Origin of the sequence: Streptomyces sp. JL2001 (genome assembly GCF_050917515.1) — a bacterium.
GTDB lineage: Bacteria > Actinomycetota > Actinomycetes > Streptomycetales > Streptomycetaceae > Streptomyces.
The window spans coordinates 4436241-4449528 of record NZ_CP169421.1; the positions used below are offsets into that span (position 1 = coordinate 4436241).

11 protein-coding genes and 1 pseudogene are annotated in these 13288 nt (G+C 73.7%); 5 read left to right on the forward strand and 7 right to left on the reverse strand.

Annotated elements, in window-relative coordinates; all coding sequences use genetic code 11:
• Positions 1–85 precede the first annotated feature (85 nt).
• Positions 86–1372 (reverse strand): FAD-dependent monooxygenase, encoded by a 1287-nt coding sequence (locus ACE1OA_RS19860; protein ID WP_384874045.1) that lies wholly within the window; start codon positions 1370–1372, stop codon positions 86–88.
• A gap of 109 nt (positions 1373–1481) precedes the next feature.
• Positions 1482–2669, reverse strand: a complete 1188-nt coding sequence (locus ACE1OA_RS19865; RefSeq protein ID WP_432753145.1) for a thiolase C-terminal domain-containing protein — start codon at positions 2667–2669, stop codon at positions 1482–1484.
• 140 nt (positions 2670–2809) lie between these two features.
• Here ACE1OA_RS19865 and ACE1OA_RS19870 point away from each other — a divergent pair, with 140 nt between their 5' ends.
• Together ACE1OA_RS19870 and ACE1OA_RS19875 are read left to right on the forward strand one after the other, a co-directional pair.
• The gene (locus ACE1OA_RS19870) at positions 2810–4000 is read left to right on the forward strand and encodes an acyl-CoA dehydrogenase family protein (protein ID WP_432753146.1); all 1191 of its coding nucleotides are present in this window, start codon (positions 2810–2812) and stop codon (positions 3998–4000) included.
• A complete protein-coding gene (locus ACE1OA_RS19875) occupies positions 4000–4473 on the forward strand; it encodes a nitroreductase family deazaflavin-dependent oxidoreductase (protein ID WP_356602783.1) in 474 nt (157 codons plus the stop codon). Before ACE1OA_RS19870 ends, ACE1OA_RS19875 begins: the two co-directional genes overlap by 1 nt.
• 148 nt (positions 4474–4621) lie before the next feature.
• On the opposite strand, the gene ACE1OA_RS19880 is transcribed toward ACE1OA_RS19875, so the two are convergent.
• Positions 4622–5269, reverse strand: coding sequence for a TetR family transcriptional regulator (locus tag ACE1OA_RS19880; protein WP_356602785.1), 648 nt, complete (start codon positions 5267–5269; stop codon positions 4622–4624).
• A gap of 441 nt (positions 5270–5710) precedes the next feature.
• Between ACE1OA_RS19880 and ACE1OA_RS19885 the strand changes: the two are divergent.
• A pseudogene (locus ACE1OA_RS19885) lies at positions 5711–6484 on the forward strand (VOC family protein); the annotation flags it as partial.
• A gap of 355 nt (positions 6485–6839) precedes the next feature.
• Positions 6840–9254 (forward strand): PQQ-binding-like beta-propeller repeat protein, encoded by a 2415-nt coding sequence (locus ACE1OA_RS19890; protein WP_356602787.1) that lies wholly within the window; start codon positions 6840–6842, stop codon positions 9252–9254.
• Positions 9255–9281: 27 nt separating this feature from the next.
• On the opposite strand, the gene ACE1OA_RS19895 is transcribed toward ACE1OA_RS19890, so the two are convergent.
• Positions 9282–9932, reverse strand: a complete 651-nt coding sequence (locus tag ACE1OA_RS19895) for a hypothetical protein (RefSeq protein WP_356602789.1) — start codon at positions 9930–9932, stop codon at positions 9282–9284.
• A gap of 337 nt (positions 9933–10269) precedes the next feature.
• Here ACE1OA_RS19895 and ACE1OA_RS19900 point away from each other — a divergent pair, with 337 nt between their 5' ends.
• Positions 10270–10812, forward strand: coding sequence for a hypothetical protein (locus tag ACE1OA_RS19900; protein ID WP_432754079.1), 543 nt, complete (start codon positions 10270–10272; stop codon positions 10810–10812).
• A 97-nt stretch (positions 10813–10909) separates the two neighbouring features.
• On the opposite strand, the gene ACE1OA_RS19905 is transcribed toward ACE1OA_RS19900, so the two are convergent.
• The 3 genes from ACE1OA_RS19905 to ACE1OA_RS19915 are packed head-to-tail and all read right to left on the reverse strand — an operon-like array spanning position 10910 to position 13265.
• Positions 10910–11680 carry an enoyl-CoA hydratase/isomerase family protein gene (locus ACE1OA_RS19905; protein WP_432753147.1) on the reverse strand — a complete coding sequence of 257 codons (771 nt, stop codon included), beginning with the start codon at positions 11678–11680 and terminating at the stop codon, positions 10910–10912.
• Complete coding sequence (locus ACE1OA_RS19910) at positions 11677–12108, reverse strand: Zn-ribbon domain-containing OB-fold protein (protein WP_432753148.1); 432 nt, start codon at positions 12106–12108, stop codon at positions 11677–11679. Before ACE1OA_RS19910 ends, ACE1OA_RS19905 begins: the two co-directional genes overlap by 4 nt.
• Positions 12109–12122: 14 nt before the next feature.
• Positions 12123–13265: a lipid-transfer protein gene (locus ACE1OA_RS19915; protein ID WP_356774856.1), complete on the reverse strand. Its 1143-nt coding sequence runs from the start codon at positions 13263–13265 to the stop codon at positions 12123–12125.
• Positions 13266–13288: the final 23 nt, after the last annotated feature.

The window sequence follows — 13288 nt, forward strand, 5'->3', positions numbered from 1 at the left end:
GGCCTGTCCCCCTGCGGCACGCTCCACCCGAGAGCGCGATCGTAACAGTGGCCCCACGCGCACCACACAGGGGTTTCGAACTGGTTCAAAGCGAGGGGGCGTCGACTCGGATCTGCCCGTAGTCCTTCACCGGCACCGCGTGCGCCACCCGCTGGACCTCCTCGCGGATCTTCTTCGCGATGAGGTTCTTCCAGGGGGTCTTCGGCAGCAGGCGCACCATGAACATCCGCAGTGCGATCTTCCGGCGGGACGAGACCGTCATCTCCTTGGCGAACTTCTCCGCGAACCGCTGGTTGAGCTCCACGCCCGGGCGCATCTCGCGCTCGTACGCGGCGAACGCCACCCGGTGGTCGCCCCGCGCCGCCGCCAGCTCGCCCGCCAGGACGTACGCGCCCGTCAGGGCGAGGCCGGTGCCCTGGCCGGAGGCGGGGGAGGTGCAGTGGGCCGCGTCGCCGAGCAGGACGACCCTGCCGCTGGACCAGCGGTCCATCTCGATCAGGGCGATCGAGTCGAAGTAGAAGTCCTCGGCGTGCGCGGAGTCCTCGATCAGGGCGGGGATCTCCCACCCGTCGCCCGCGAACGCCTCGGCCAGCAGGCGCTTCTGCGCCGCGCTGTCGCGGTGGTCGTAGCTCAGCTCCGCGGGTGAGGCGAAGACGAAGCAGTTCTTCGCCGTGCGGGCGCTCTCGCCGGCCGCGCTGTAGACGGAGACCAGCTTGTGCGGGCGGGCGTGGTAGGTCTCCCAGCGGGTGAGGCCCAGGCGGTTGGGGGCGGTGAAGATGGAGATGTAGGCGCCCAGGTGGCGCTTGAAGCGCCGCTCCTCGCCGAAGACCAGCCGGCGGGTGTTCGAGTGCAGGCCGTCCGCGCCGACCACGAGATCGAAGCGGCGGCGCCTCCCGCTCTCGAAGTCGACGTCCACTCCGTCGCCCTCGTCGCCCAGGTCGTGGAGCGCGGCGATCGAGTCGCCGAAGAGGTACTCGACGTCGTCACGGGTCCGCTCGTACAGGATCCGGGCGAGGTCGCCGCGCATGATCTCGTCGTCCTGGCCGGCCCGGCCGCCGAAGATCTCGGCGGGCAGCTCGCCGACCGTGCGGCCCTCGTCGTCGACGTAGGAACCGCCGTCCATGTCGGTGGAGGCGGCGACGATCTCGTCCCAGACCCCCATCCGGCGGCAGACCTCGACGGCCGTGCCGCGGATGTCCACCTTGTAGCCGCCGGCCCGCAGCTCGGGCGCCCGCTCGACGACGGTGACCGTGAAGCCGTAGCGGTGCAGCAGGAGCGCGAGGGCCGGGCCCGCGACGGAGGCACCGGAGATCAGCACGGTCCGGGCGGCCCTGGGGGTCTCGTCGTGCGCGGTGCGGGCGGTACCGGTCATGGCAGGACTCCTTGTCGGGTGGTGCGGAGCCGTTCCGGCCCTGCAGCGACGACTATACGGATGTCCTACACGCTTGTCTATGACGGATGTATAGATCCTGGGGCGCGACTCAGCCGCGACCGAGCACCACCGTCCCGGAGGAGCAGAACCAGCCCCCCGTCCCCGAGGCCACCGCCAGCTCCGGCAGGCTCCCGTCGGGCCGCCGGACCTGGGCTCCCGGCGCCTCTCCGCGCAGCTGCCGGACCGCCTCCACCAGCAGGAAGAGCCCCCGCATCCCGGGGTGGCAGGCCGAGAGCCCGCCCCCGTCCGTGTTCACCGGGAGCCCGCCCCCGCCGACCGTCAGCCGGCCCTTCTCGGCGAACGCCCCGCCCTCGCCCTTCGCGCAGAAGCCCAGGTCCTCCAGCGTCACCAGCGTCATATAGGTGAACGCGTCGTAGATCTGGGCGAGTTCGATGTCCTCCGGCCGCACGCCCGCCCGCTCGAAGGCGAGCCGGCCGCTGACCGCCGCCGGGGAGACGGTGAAGTCCTCCCACTCCGACATCGTGGTGTGCGAGACGTGCTCGCCCGTGCCGAGGATCCAGACCGGAGCCTTCGCCGTGTCCGGCACGCGGTCCTCGGCGGCGAGGAGCACCGCGCAGCCGCCGTCACTGCGGATGCAGCAGTGCAGCTTGGTGAACGGGTCGGCGATCATCGGGCCGGCCAGCACCTCGTCCACGGTGATCGGCTCGCGGAACATCGCCTCGGGGTTGTGGGCCGCGTGCGCCCGCGCCTGGACGGCGACCTCGGCGAGCTGCTCCAGCGTCGTGCCGTACTCATGCATGTGGCGGCGGGCGGCCATCGCGTACTTGGCGACGAGGGTGTGGCCGTACGGCGCCTCGAACTGGAGCGGGCCGCGCGCGCCGAAGGAGAGGTTCGAGGTCCGGCGGCGCGCCTTGATGTCCGCGCGGGCGGTGGAGCCGTACACCAGCAGGACCACGTCGGCGTGACCCGCGGCGATGGCGTCGGCCGCGTGGGCGGCCATCACCTCCCAGGTGGCGCCGCCGACGGCGGTCGAGTCCACCCAGCGCGGGCGGAGGCCGAGGTACTCGCCGACCTCGACCGGGGCGAGCGCGCCGAGGCCCGCCGAGGCCAGTCCGTCGATCGCCGAGCGGTCGAGGCCGCTGTCGGCGAGGGCGCGGCGGGCGGCCTGGGCGTGCAGGGCGTAGGGGGTGGCCTCGTCGACGCGGCCACTGTCGGAGAGCGCGGCGCCGACGACGGCGACGCGGCGTCCGCCGCGGTTCCGTGAAGTGGTGGGCATGAATCTGACGGTACATCAGATAAGGGTGGGCGGGCAGGCCGCCGGCGAGGGAGGGTGGTCGAGATCCGCCCGCTCCGGCTCTGTGCTTCTGGTCTCGCTCCCCCTAGCATGACGGGCCGTCAGATACCGAGGGGAGCTCCATGGACGCCGCCTTCACCGCGGAGCAGGACGAGATCCGCCGCACCCTGCGGGAACTGCTCGCCAAACGCTCCGGACCCGCCGAGGTCCGCGCCGCCGTCGCGACCCCCGAGGGGTACGACACCGATCTGTGGAACCGGATGTCCGGCGACCTCGGGCTGCCCGGTCTCGCCCTGCCCGAGGAGTACGGCGGCGTCGGCTGCGGCCCCGCCGAACTGGCCCTCGCCTGCGAGGAGACCGGCCGGGCTCTCGCGCCCTCGCCGCTCCTGGCCACCGCCGTGCTCTCGGCACCGCTGATCACCGCCCTCGGCAGCGCACCGCAGCGCGCCGAGCTGCTGCCCCGTGTCGCCGACGGCTCGCTGACCTGCGCCCTCGCGGTCCCGGGCGGCTCCCTCGCATCGGCCCTGGGGCTCACCGGGGACAACGCCGACGGCTCCTGGGCCGGCGGCGGCCGGTCCGGCGGTGTGCAGGCGCGGAGCGTGGCGGAGGGCTGGCGGCTGTACGGGGAGGCGGTGCAGGTCCTCGACGGGCACAGCGCCGGCCTGCTCGTGGTCGCCGCGCACACGGGCGGCTTCGTGCGGAGCCGGACCCTGCTGTTCCTGGTGCCGGGGGACGCGGCCGGGCTCGTCCGGACACGACAGCCCTCGCTCGATGCGACCCGCTCCCAGGCGCTCGTGCAACTGCGTGACGTGGAAGCCGAGTTGCTCGGCACCGACCCGGCGGCCGAGCCGGGCGTGCTCGGGGCGCTCGCCGCCGTCGGGCGCACGGCCGCCGTGGCCCTCGCGGCCGAGGCCGTCGGCGCCGCCCAGGCGGCCCTGGACCGTACGGTCGAGTACGTCGGGACCCGTGAGCAGTTCGGCCGCCCCGTCGGCTCCTTCCAGGCGGTCAAGCACCGGCTCGCGGACCTGTACGTCCAGCTGGAGTCGGCGCGGTCGCTGGCCCACTGCGCGGCGTGGGAGCCCGGGACGGGCGCGCTGGCGCTCGCGGCGGCACTGGAGGCGCTGCGGGCGGTGTCCGGGGAGACCATCCAGCTGCACGGCGGCATCGGCTTCACCTGGGAGCACGAGGCGCACCTGTACTTCAAACGGGCGGCGGCCGACGAACTGCTCTTCGGTCCGGTGCACCGGCTGCGGGCCCGCGCCGCCGAGGCGACGGGGCTCTTCGGGGACCGCGCCGGAGAGGTGGCCGCCTGATGGCCGCCGTCGGCGTACGTCTGATCCAGAAGGTGTCGTCCACCCGCGTCTTCGCCAAGGTCGCCCCGCACGTCATCCCGGCGATGGACCGGGCGGTCCACCGGCTGACCCGGGGCAAGGTGCTGCCGAGCGCCCGGATGCTGCCGGGCGTGATCCTCACCGTACGGGGGGCGCGGTCGGGGCTTCCCCGGGTGACGCCGCTGGCCTGCATGCCGGAGCCGGCCGGGAGCTGGCTCCTGATCGGGTCCAACTTCGGCCGGGAGGGCCATCCGGCCTGGACCGGGAACCTGCTCAAGCATCCCGACGCGGAGGTGAGCCGGCACGGGGAGACGATCCCCGTGCGGGCGGAGCTGCTGACGGGGGAGGAGCGGGCCGCGGCCTGGCGGGCGGCACTGGAGTTCTGGCCGCCGTACGCCGCCTACCAGGCGCGGGTGGAGCGGGAGATCCGGCTCTTCCGGCTGACCCGGCGCTGATCGGGCCGGCGGCCGGGCGTCCCGGAGCCTGTTGCGGGGACGCTCGGAGGTGTCCCCGCGGCAGGCCGGACACGCGAACGCCGGCGGCGGTCTCTCGGACGGGACCGCCGCCGGCGCGACAGGACGGATGAGGGGGAGGCGGCGCGGGCTACTTCGTCGGCTTCTTGCCCGTGATGCCCAGGTGGACCAACAGTGCCAGGTTCGGCTTCAGTTCGGCCTGCTTCACGCCCCAGGTCTGGAAGCCCTTCTGGTGGCCGGCGACCGAGGCCAGCATCGCCACCAGGGAGCCCGCCATGGCCGCGGGGCTGACGTCCTTGTCGACCTTGCCCTTCGCCTGGAGTTCCTTCACCGATTCGGTAAGGGAGTTGGTGACGGAGTTCAGGATCTTCATGCGGATCTTGTAGAACCGCTTGTCGCCCTCCGCGGCTCCCAGGTCCACCACTCGGAGGATGGCGTCGTGCTTGCGCCAGAAGTCCAGGAAGCCCTCGACGAGTTCCTCCGAGGTCTGCCAGCCGGCCTTGCCGACCCAGGAGCGGCCGGAGACCAGTTCGGTCAATCCCGCGCCCTCCTTGGCCATTTCCTCCGCGATCTCGAGGACGGCGCCCTCGACGTCGGGGAAGTACTGGTAGAACGTCGCGGGTGAAGTGCCCGCCTTCCGGGCCACGTCGATGACCTTGACGTCCCGGTACGGCGAGGAGCTGAGCATCTCGCTGAGGCAGTCGAGCAGCTTCTGCCGCGTCGCCTGGCCGCGTCGTCCGGCCACGCGGCCGTCGACGGTGCGTACTTGTCCTGTCATGCCGTCAGCTTACCGAGGGGTGATCGGCGCGCGATTCGACCGACTGCAAATGGGGTGCGGGCCGGTGGAGAGCCCGCCGGAACGGCTCCGGCGGGAGCGCCGTACGGGTCTCCGGATCCCGTCGGAGCAGGTCCGGGGGTACTTCCGGATCGGCGCGGAGGCCCTTCCGGGCGGGCGGGAAGGCCTTTCCGGGGCCGGGTCGGGGGCTCTTCCGGGGCCGGGTGGGGCCCTTTCCGAGGGCGCGGCGGCTGTCCGGGACGGGGGTCGTCCGGCGCCCGGCGGGACTCCGCCCCGCTCGTCCACACCCGAATAGGCTTATTAACAGCCTGTGGACAACTTCGGTGGACAACCCATGAAAACGCGGGCCGGCGGGCCCCTATCTGCGTATATGTTCGATTTTAGGGGCGTGCGGCGACGGTGCCCCGGACCTAGCGTGGAAGCATGGCCGTATTCACAGAGGGCACCCCGTGCTGGGTGGACGCGCAGCTTCCCGACCTCGAGGCGGGTAAGCGGTTCTACGGCGGGCTCTTCGGCTGGACCTTCGACGCCGACCGCGACGAGGCGCTGAGCGACGGTCTGCGGGTGGCCGGACTCATGCCCAAGCGGGACGGCCGGATGCCGACCACCTGGACCGTCTACCTCGCCACCCGGGACGCCGGGACCCTGGCCGCCCGGATCAAGGCCGCCGGCGGCCAGATGATCATGGAGCCCTATCCGGTCGGCCCCTTCGGGGTCCTGGCGCTCGCCGCCGATCCGGGCGGCGCCGTGTTCGGACTGCGCCAGGCGGGGGACGACGAGGGCTTCGAGAAGACCATGCGACCCGGTTCCTTCTGCTGGATGGAGGTCTACACGCGGGAGCGGGACGCGGTCGACACCTTCTACGCCTCCGTCTTCGGCTATCTGGGCCGCCAGGTCGAGGCGGACGAGGAGGGCAGGGACAGCGGATTCGACTACCGCGTCTGGTCGCCGCCCGGCTCCCGCACCGGCGACGACACGGCCTTCGGCGGCCGGGCCGTGCTGACCGAGGCATTCCCGGCCGCGATGCCCGGGCACATCCTCGTCTACTTCGCCGTCCGCGACTGCGACGAGACCTGCGCCACGGCCGTCCGCCTGGGCGGCCGCGTGGCCAACCCGCCCTTCGACACCCCGCACGGGCGGATCGCCGTCCTGCACGACGACCAGGGCGCCCGCTTCGCGGTCCTGGCCGAACCGGCCGAGCCGCCGGCGGCCGAATCCGCGGAGAAGAGCGGGTCCGCCGCCGCGCCCGGCGCCTCCGGCAGTTCTTCCGGCGCCTCCGCGAGCCCCGCCGGTCAGGCCGCCGGGGGCGACTCCGAGGGCCGCGCCGAGGCCACCGCCGGTCACGGTGCCGCCTCCGGACCGCGCTCCGGCAAGCCCTCCCCGTCCGGCTCCCCGTCCGGCTCCCGACCCGCCGCCGCACCCGTCTCCCCGCCCGGCGATATGCGGTAGGACACCCCGATCCGCCCCCGGGTTCGCAACCACCGCCTGGGAAAGGAAGAATCAGGGCCACGGGGCCGTATTCTCATGGCCCGTACGGGGAGGTGGCAGGCAAGTGGAGCAGCTGACGCAGCACGACCCGAGACGGATCGGGCCCTTCGAGGTGCTGGGCCGGCTCGGTGCAGGTGGCATGGGGCTCGTGTACCTCGCCCGCTCGGCGTCCGGGCGGCGTGTGGCGATCAAGACCGTGCGGACCGAGCTCGCCGAGGACCAGCTGTTCCGCGTCCGCTTCACTCGTGAGGTCGAGGCCGCGCGGGCCGTCTCCGGCTTCTACACCGCGGCCGTCGTCGACGCCGATCCGCGGGCGGCCGTGCCCTGGCTGGCCACCGCGTACGTCCCGGCGCCCTCCCTCGAAGAAATAGTGAACGAGTGCGGGCCGCTGCCGGCCCAGGCGGTGCGCTGGCTGGCGGCCGGTGTCGCGGAAGCCCTCCAGTCCATCCACGGCGCGGGCCTGGTCCACCGCGACCTCAAGCCCTCGAACGTCCTCGTCGTCGAGGACGGGCCGCGGGTGATCGACTTCGGCATCGCGTCCGGCGTCTCCAACACGCGCCTGACCATGACGAACGTCGCCGTCGGCACGCCCGCGTACATGTCGCCCGAGCAGGCGCGCGACTCGCGGAGCGTCACCGGCGCCAGCGACGTCTTCTCGCTCGGCTCGATGCTGGTCTTCGCCGCCACCGGCCACGCGCCCTTCCACGGCGCCAACCCGGTCGAGACCGTCTTCATGCTGCTCCGCGAGGGGCCGGACCTCGAGGGCCTGCCGGACGAGCTCCGGCCGCTCATCGAGTCCTGCATGCAGATGGACGTCTCGCGGCGCCCGTCCCCGGCCGACCTGCAGGCGCAGCTCGCACCGCACCTGTTCGGCTCGGGCAGCGACGACAGCGGCACGGCCTCGGCCTGGCTGCCGCAGAGCGCCACCGAGATGATCGAGCACCGCCGCGGCGGCCGGCCCACTCAGGCGCCCGTCTCCAGGCCGCCGGCGCCGCCCGCGCCGCCGCGCCCGCCCCGGCCGGCGCCGGAGTGGGCCGGCGACCCGCGCGGCGGCGGCCCCGCCCCGGTGGGCGGCGGCCGGCACGCCGGCCCCGCGGAAGCCGGCGGGCCGGTCCGGCTCGCCGGCGCCACGGTCCCCATCGGCCCCGGCCCCCGGGTCGCCGACACCCGGGCCACCTTCGGCCTGGGCGCCGACGCGGGTCCGGCCACCGGCTGGATCCGTCCGCCCGGCGGGGTGAACGGCACCGAGCCCGGCCCGCCGCCCGGCTCCCGCCCGCTCCCCGCGCCGTCCCCGTCTCCGGACGGTGCCTCCCAGGCCGTGCAGCCCGGGGCCGATCCGGGCCACTGGCGGCCGTGGCGCTTCCGGATGTCGAACGACGTCTGGGGGACCCCGGTCGTCGACGGCGACCTGCTCTACGTGACCTCCTTCGAGGTGCACGCGCTGGACACGGCGAGCGGGCGGCGCCAGTTCAAGACCCGGGACGTGGCCTGGTCCATGGCGGTGTCCCAGGGCCGTATCCACGCCTCCGACGGGCCCACGCTGTACGCGCTCGACGCCACCGACGGCTCCGAGCGCTGGCGGCTGCAGACCGACGCCTGGGTGTACTCCCTCAAGGTCGACCGGGGCACGGTCGTCACGGGCACCCGTGGTGGCGGGGTCCAGGCCTGGGAGGCGTCCAACGGCGCCAAGCTGTGGGAGATCACCGGCGCGCAGAGCGACTTCGAGACGCCGGAGGCCGGTCCGGCCGTCCACGGCGACACGGTGTACGTGTGGCGGGACGCCCGGCTGCGGGCGATGGACGCGCGCACGGGCGCCGAACGCTGGTCGTACCCGGTCGGCGACGCGGCCTCCTGCGGCAACGTCCCGGTCCGGGTCGCGCCGGCCGAGGACGGCTGCGTGTACGTGTCCGCCGGCACCCGGGTGCTGTCGATCGACATCGCGGGCGGCCACGTGCGCTGGCACTTCGAGGCGCCGGCGGTCTTCCTCTCGCCGCCGGCCTTCGCGCCCGGCCCGGCCGTCACCGGCGGCGGGGTCTACCTCGCCGACTACCTCGGCACGGTGTACGCGCTGGACGCGACCACCGGGCAGGACCGCTGGCGGATCGCCACCGAGTCCCGCCAGTCGTCCGAGCCGGTGCTGGTCGTCGACGGCAACGTGCACGTGGGCAGCGGCAGCGCGCTCTACACGCTGGACGCGGTCACCGGCACCCCGAAGTGGCGGTTCGCGGCCGGCGGCGAGCTGATCGGCACCCCGGTCGTGGCCGACGGCCGCGTGCACTTCGGCTCGGCCGACCACGTGCTGTACACGCTGGACGCCACGGGCGGTCAGCTGCGCTGGAAGCTCGCGACCGGCGGCGAGATCACCGGTTCGCCGGTGGCCCGCGGCGGTGTCGTGTACGCGTGCAGCAAGGACCGGTGCGTGTACGCGCTGGACGCGGTGAAGGGAACGGCGACGGGGCGGGGCGCGGCCCGGGCGTAGCCCCGTCCGTCCGGCGCCTCCCGTCGGTCAGGGCCGCGGGCCGCGCGGCGGCCCGTACGGCCCGTCGGGCTCCTGGTGGGGGTCCGGCGCGTCCCACTGCTGCGGGCCGGGGTCCTGACGGTCCCACCGCGGCTCCTCCATCGTCCGGGTGGGAGCGCCGGCCGACGAGGGGTCCGGGTAGGGCGCCGGGGCCGGGGGGCCCGTGCCGTCAAGGGTCGGGTGCGTGGGCGCCGGGGCGTACCCGTGGTCCAGCCGGGTATCACGGCTCCGGCCGCGGCCGGACATGACCAGGGCGCCCAGGAGCAGCAGCAGCCCGCCGCCGACGGCGTTCGCGACGCCGTCTCCGAGCCCAGCGCCGCCGCCGACCGTGAGACTGCCCTCCGCCTGGCCGACCCGGACCATCCACAGGATGGTGAAGCCGAGCACGACGAGTCCGGCGAGGGCGACGAGCAGGCGGGAGCGGAGCACCACGCCGATCAGGGTGACCAGGGCCGCGAAGGCGAACGGCAGCAGGATCGACCCGATCACCTCCGCCCCGGCGTCGGTGATGCCCCCGAAGAGGTCCTCGATGCGGTAATCGCTGCCGTGACGGCCGTCGTACCAGGCACGGAAGGGGCTCCAGACGGCGGCCGTCGCTCCGGCGAGGGCCAGGATCGAGCCGATGACGTTACGGACCATCGATCGGCCTCCTTGGGTCCGGCTCTCGCTCCCGACGCTACGCCCGGTGCGAGGGGCCTGCCAGGCGACGCTAGGGCCTGTCTTCAATGTCCCGCCTGGCTCGCGGCGCCCGGCACCGCGCCTCGCTGCGTTGTCGAAGCGTCCGAGTACGTCCAGTACGCGGACGCTCCTCCGCCTTGCGATGCACGGCACCGGACACCGCGAGCCCGACCGGCGCTACTTTGAAGACAGGCCCTAGGGCGGCGCGGACACGACAGGCAGCGGCAAGGCGGCGGTAATGGCGACGGGGACGGCATGCGGGCGAGGACTTCGGTTCGCTGCGACACTCACGGTGGTGATGCTCGCGCTCACCGGGTTCCAGACGGGCAGCCACGGTGGAAGCAGCGGCAAGAGCGGCAAGAGCGGTAAGAGCGGCAAGAGCAGGAGCGGCAAGAGCGGCTCGGGCAGCTCCGGCGGCGGCTGCTCCAGCTCCGAGAAGAAGAACGACGACTACTCCCACAGCGGCAACGACGGCGAGACGTACGACGACTCGGGCTCCGGCGGCACCACCGCCACCCCCGGCGTCACCACGTCCCCGACGTCGCTCGTGGACGTCGTGGTCGTCGACTGCGTCGACCCGGCGACGAAGAAGCGCAAGGGGAGGCCCGCCCGCAAGGCGGACACCACCGCCACCCTGCGGATCACCTCCCGCGCGACGCTCACGGAGACCTTCCAGGTCACCCTGGAGTTCAAGGACGCCGGAGGCTCGCGGGTGGACTCCGCCGTACAGCGGATCACCGTCGAGGCCGGGGAGACCGAGGACGTCGAGGTCGCGATGAAGAACCCGAAGGCCGTCGACCGGGTGCGCGGCTGCCGGGTCCACGACGTGCGCGAGCAGTAGGGGCGCCGTGCCCGCCGGGCCGGTCCAGGCGGGGCGCCCGCGCCCTCGTCCGGCGGGCTGGGCCGGGTCCCGGCCGGCGCCGCTTCGACGACCGGCCCTACCGCAGGCGGTGGCCGCCGCCGCGCCGGGTGAACAGCTCGGCCTGCCGCTCCGCCGGCAGGTTCCCGAGCGCGACCAGATGGGGTGCGTGGGCGAGCGCCTGGGCGCGGGCCGCCTCCTTCACCGACCACAGGGCCCGGACCGTGCCCTGCACCGCCTCGGTCGGGTGGGAGGCGATCACGGCGGCGACCCGCCGGGCGGCCTCCAGTGCCTCACCGGTCGCCGTCAGCTCGGACACCAGGCCCGTCTCGTAGGCCCGGCGGGCCGAGATCCGTTCGGCCGTCCCCGTCAGCGCCATGCGCGCGACCTCGCCGAACGGCATCCGCTGCGCCATGTGGACGGTCTCGAAGGCGCTGACCATGCCGTAGGTGGTGTGGGGGTCGAAGAAGGTCGCCCCCTCGCCGGCGACGAGGAACTCGGCCTCCCCGAGGAGGTAGAAGGCCCCGCCGCAGGCCATCCCCTCCACGGCCGCCACGACCGGCTTCCAGAGGTCGTTCGCCTTCGGCCCGACCGAGATCAGCGGATCGTCGATCGTGTACGGCGAGGAGGGCTGCGGGACCTCGGCGGCGCGGTCGATCCCGGTGCAGAAGGCCCGCTCGCCGGCGCCGGTGACGACGGCCGCCCGCACCTCGTCGTCGTAGCGGAACTCCCGCCAGACGGACGCGAGGTCGCGGGCCATGTCCAGGGTGAGGGCGTTGTGCTTCTCGGGCCGGTCCAGGGTGACGACCGCGACCCCGGTCTCCTTGTCGCGTGCGACGGTGATGCTCATCCGCGCTCCAGGAGCCAGCGCGGCACGACGAGGCCGTCCACCTCGGTGAACGCCACCTTCACGGCCGCCCCGATCCTCAGCCGTGCCGGGTCGACCGAGTCCAGCGGTGCGTCCGGGGCCGTGACGACGTTGCCGACGAGGCGGATGCGGGGCGCCTCCGCGAGTTCGACGACCACGGTGTTGTACGGGGCCTGGGCGGCGTAGTCGGGCAGTAGCGGCGGGTGGGGCAGGACGTACGACCAGATCCGTCCGCGGCCGGACATCAGGCGCCAGGTGCTGTCGAAGGACTGGCAGTGCGGGCAGCAGGGGCGGGGCGGGAAGCGGAGCTCGCCGCAGCCGGGCGCCGCGCAGGCCTGGACGCGCAGCTCGCCCCGGGCGGCGTACTCCCAGAAGGGGGCGCCGTCCTCGTCGACCACCGGTGTCAGCATGGTGTCTCAACTCCTCAGGCTCGAAGCAGGATCGCCGACGTGGGGACCCCCTCGCCGGCCGTGACCAGGCAGGTGGCGGCGTCCGGGACCTGGGCGGTGGAGGTGCCCCGGAGCTGCTTGACGCCTTCGTTGATCAGGTTGAAGCCGTGGACGTACGCCTCGGAGAGGCCGCCGCCGCCGGTGTTGAGCGGCAGCCGGCCGCCGATCTCCAGGGCGCCGCCCTCGGTGAAGGCCGCTCCCTCGCCGCGGTCGCAGAAGCCGTAGCCCTCCAGGGAGAGCGGGATGAGAGGGGTGAAGGCGTCGTAGATCTGGGCGACGTCGACGTCCTGCGGGCCGAAGTCGGCCTGCTTCCAGAGCTGTCGGGCCGCGGTCCAGGCGGGGCCGGTCAGCGGGTCGTCGTTCCAGTAGTTGACCATCCCGTGGTGCTGGGCGGGCAGTCCCTGGGCGACGGAGTGGACGTACACGGGCCGCTGCCGGCAGTCGCGGGCCCGCTCGGCGGAGACGATGACGCAGGCCAGCGCCCCGTCGGTCTCCAGGCAGTTGTCGAAGAGGCACAGTGGCTCGCTGATCCAGCGCGCGGTCATGTACATCTCCCGGGTCAGCGGGCGCTCGTACATGACGGCGGCGGGGTTCTGGTTCGCCCGGTTGCGGCAGGCGAGGGCGACGTTGAAGAGGTGGTCGCGGGTGGCGCCGTACTCGTGCATGTAGCGGCGGGCGAGCATGCCGATCTCGTCGGTGGGGCGCAGCAGTCCGAAGGGGCGGGTCCACTGTCCGGGAGTGGCGAGCTGGACGGCCGTGTTGGTCCAGGGCCGGGGCCCCGACCCGCGCTTGCGCGACCGCCAGGCGACGCCGACGCTCGCCTGCCCGGTGGCGACGGCGGCGGCGAGGTGGCCGACGGTGGCGCACGAACCCCCGCCGCCAAAGCCGATCTTGGAGAAGAAGGTGACGTCGCCGGCGCCGATCGCCTTGGCGACCTCGACCTCGTCGGTCTCCTCCATGGTGTACGAGGCGAAGGCGTCCACCTCGGAGGGGGCGATCCCGGCGTCGTCGAGGGCGGCGAGGATCGCCCGGCAGGCGAGGGTCTTCTCGGACTCGGGGAGCCGTTTCGCGAAGGGTGTCTGACCGATCCCGACGATGGCCGTGGCGTCCTTGAGCACTGCAACCTCCCCGATCGCGAGCT

Bases quoted from the DNA above. Each gene is read 5' to 3' on its own strand.
- ACE1OA_RS19860 (WP_384874045.1), bottom strand. From the start codon at position 1,372: ATGACCGGTACCGCCCGCACCGCGCACGACGAGACCCCCAGGGCCGCC.
- ACE1OA_RS19865 (WP_432753145.1), bottom strand. From the start codon at position 2,669: ATGCCCACCACTTCACGGAACCGCGGCGGACGCCGCGTCGCCGTCGTC.
- ACE1OA_RS19870 (WP_432753146.1), top strand. From the start codon at position 2,810: ATGGACGCCGCCTTCACCGCGGAGCAGGACGAGATCCGCCGCACCCTG.
- ACE1OA_RS19875 (WP_356602783.1), top strand. From the start codon at position 4,000: ATGGCCGCCGTCGGCGTACGTCTGATCCAGAAGGTGTCGTCCACCCGC.
- ACE1OA_RS19880 (WP_356602785.1), bottom strand. From the start codon at position 5,269: ATGACAGGACAAGTACGCACCGTCGACGGCCGCGTGGCCGGACGACGC.
- ACE1OA_RS19895 (WP_356602789.1), bottom strand. From the start codon at position 9,932: ATGGTCCGTAACGTCATCGGCTCGATCCTGGCCCTCGCCGGAGCGACG.
- ACE1OA_RS19900 (WP_432754079.1), top strand. From the start codon at position 10,270: ATGCTCGCGCTCACCGGGTTCCAGACGGGCAGCCACGGTGGAAGCAGC.
- ACE1OA_RS19905 (WP_432753147.1), bottom strand. From the start codon at position 11,680: ATGAGCATCACCGTCGCACGCGACAAGGAGACCGGGGTCGCGGTCGTC.
- ACE1OA_RS19910 (WP_432753148.1), bottom strand. From the start codon at position 12,108: ATGCTGACACCGGTGGTCGACGAGGACGGCGCCCCCTTCTGGGAGTAC.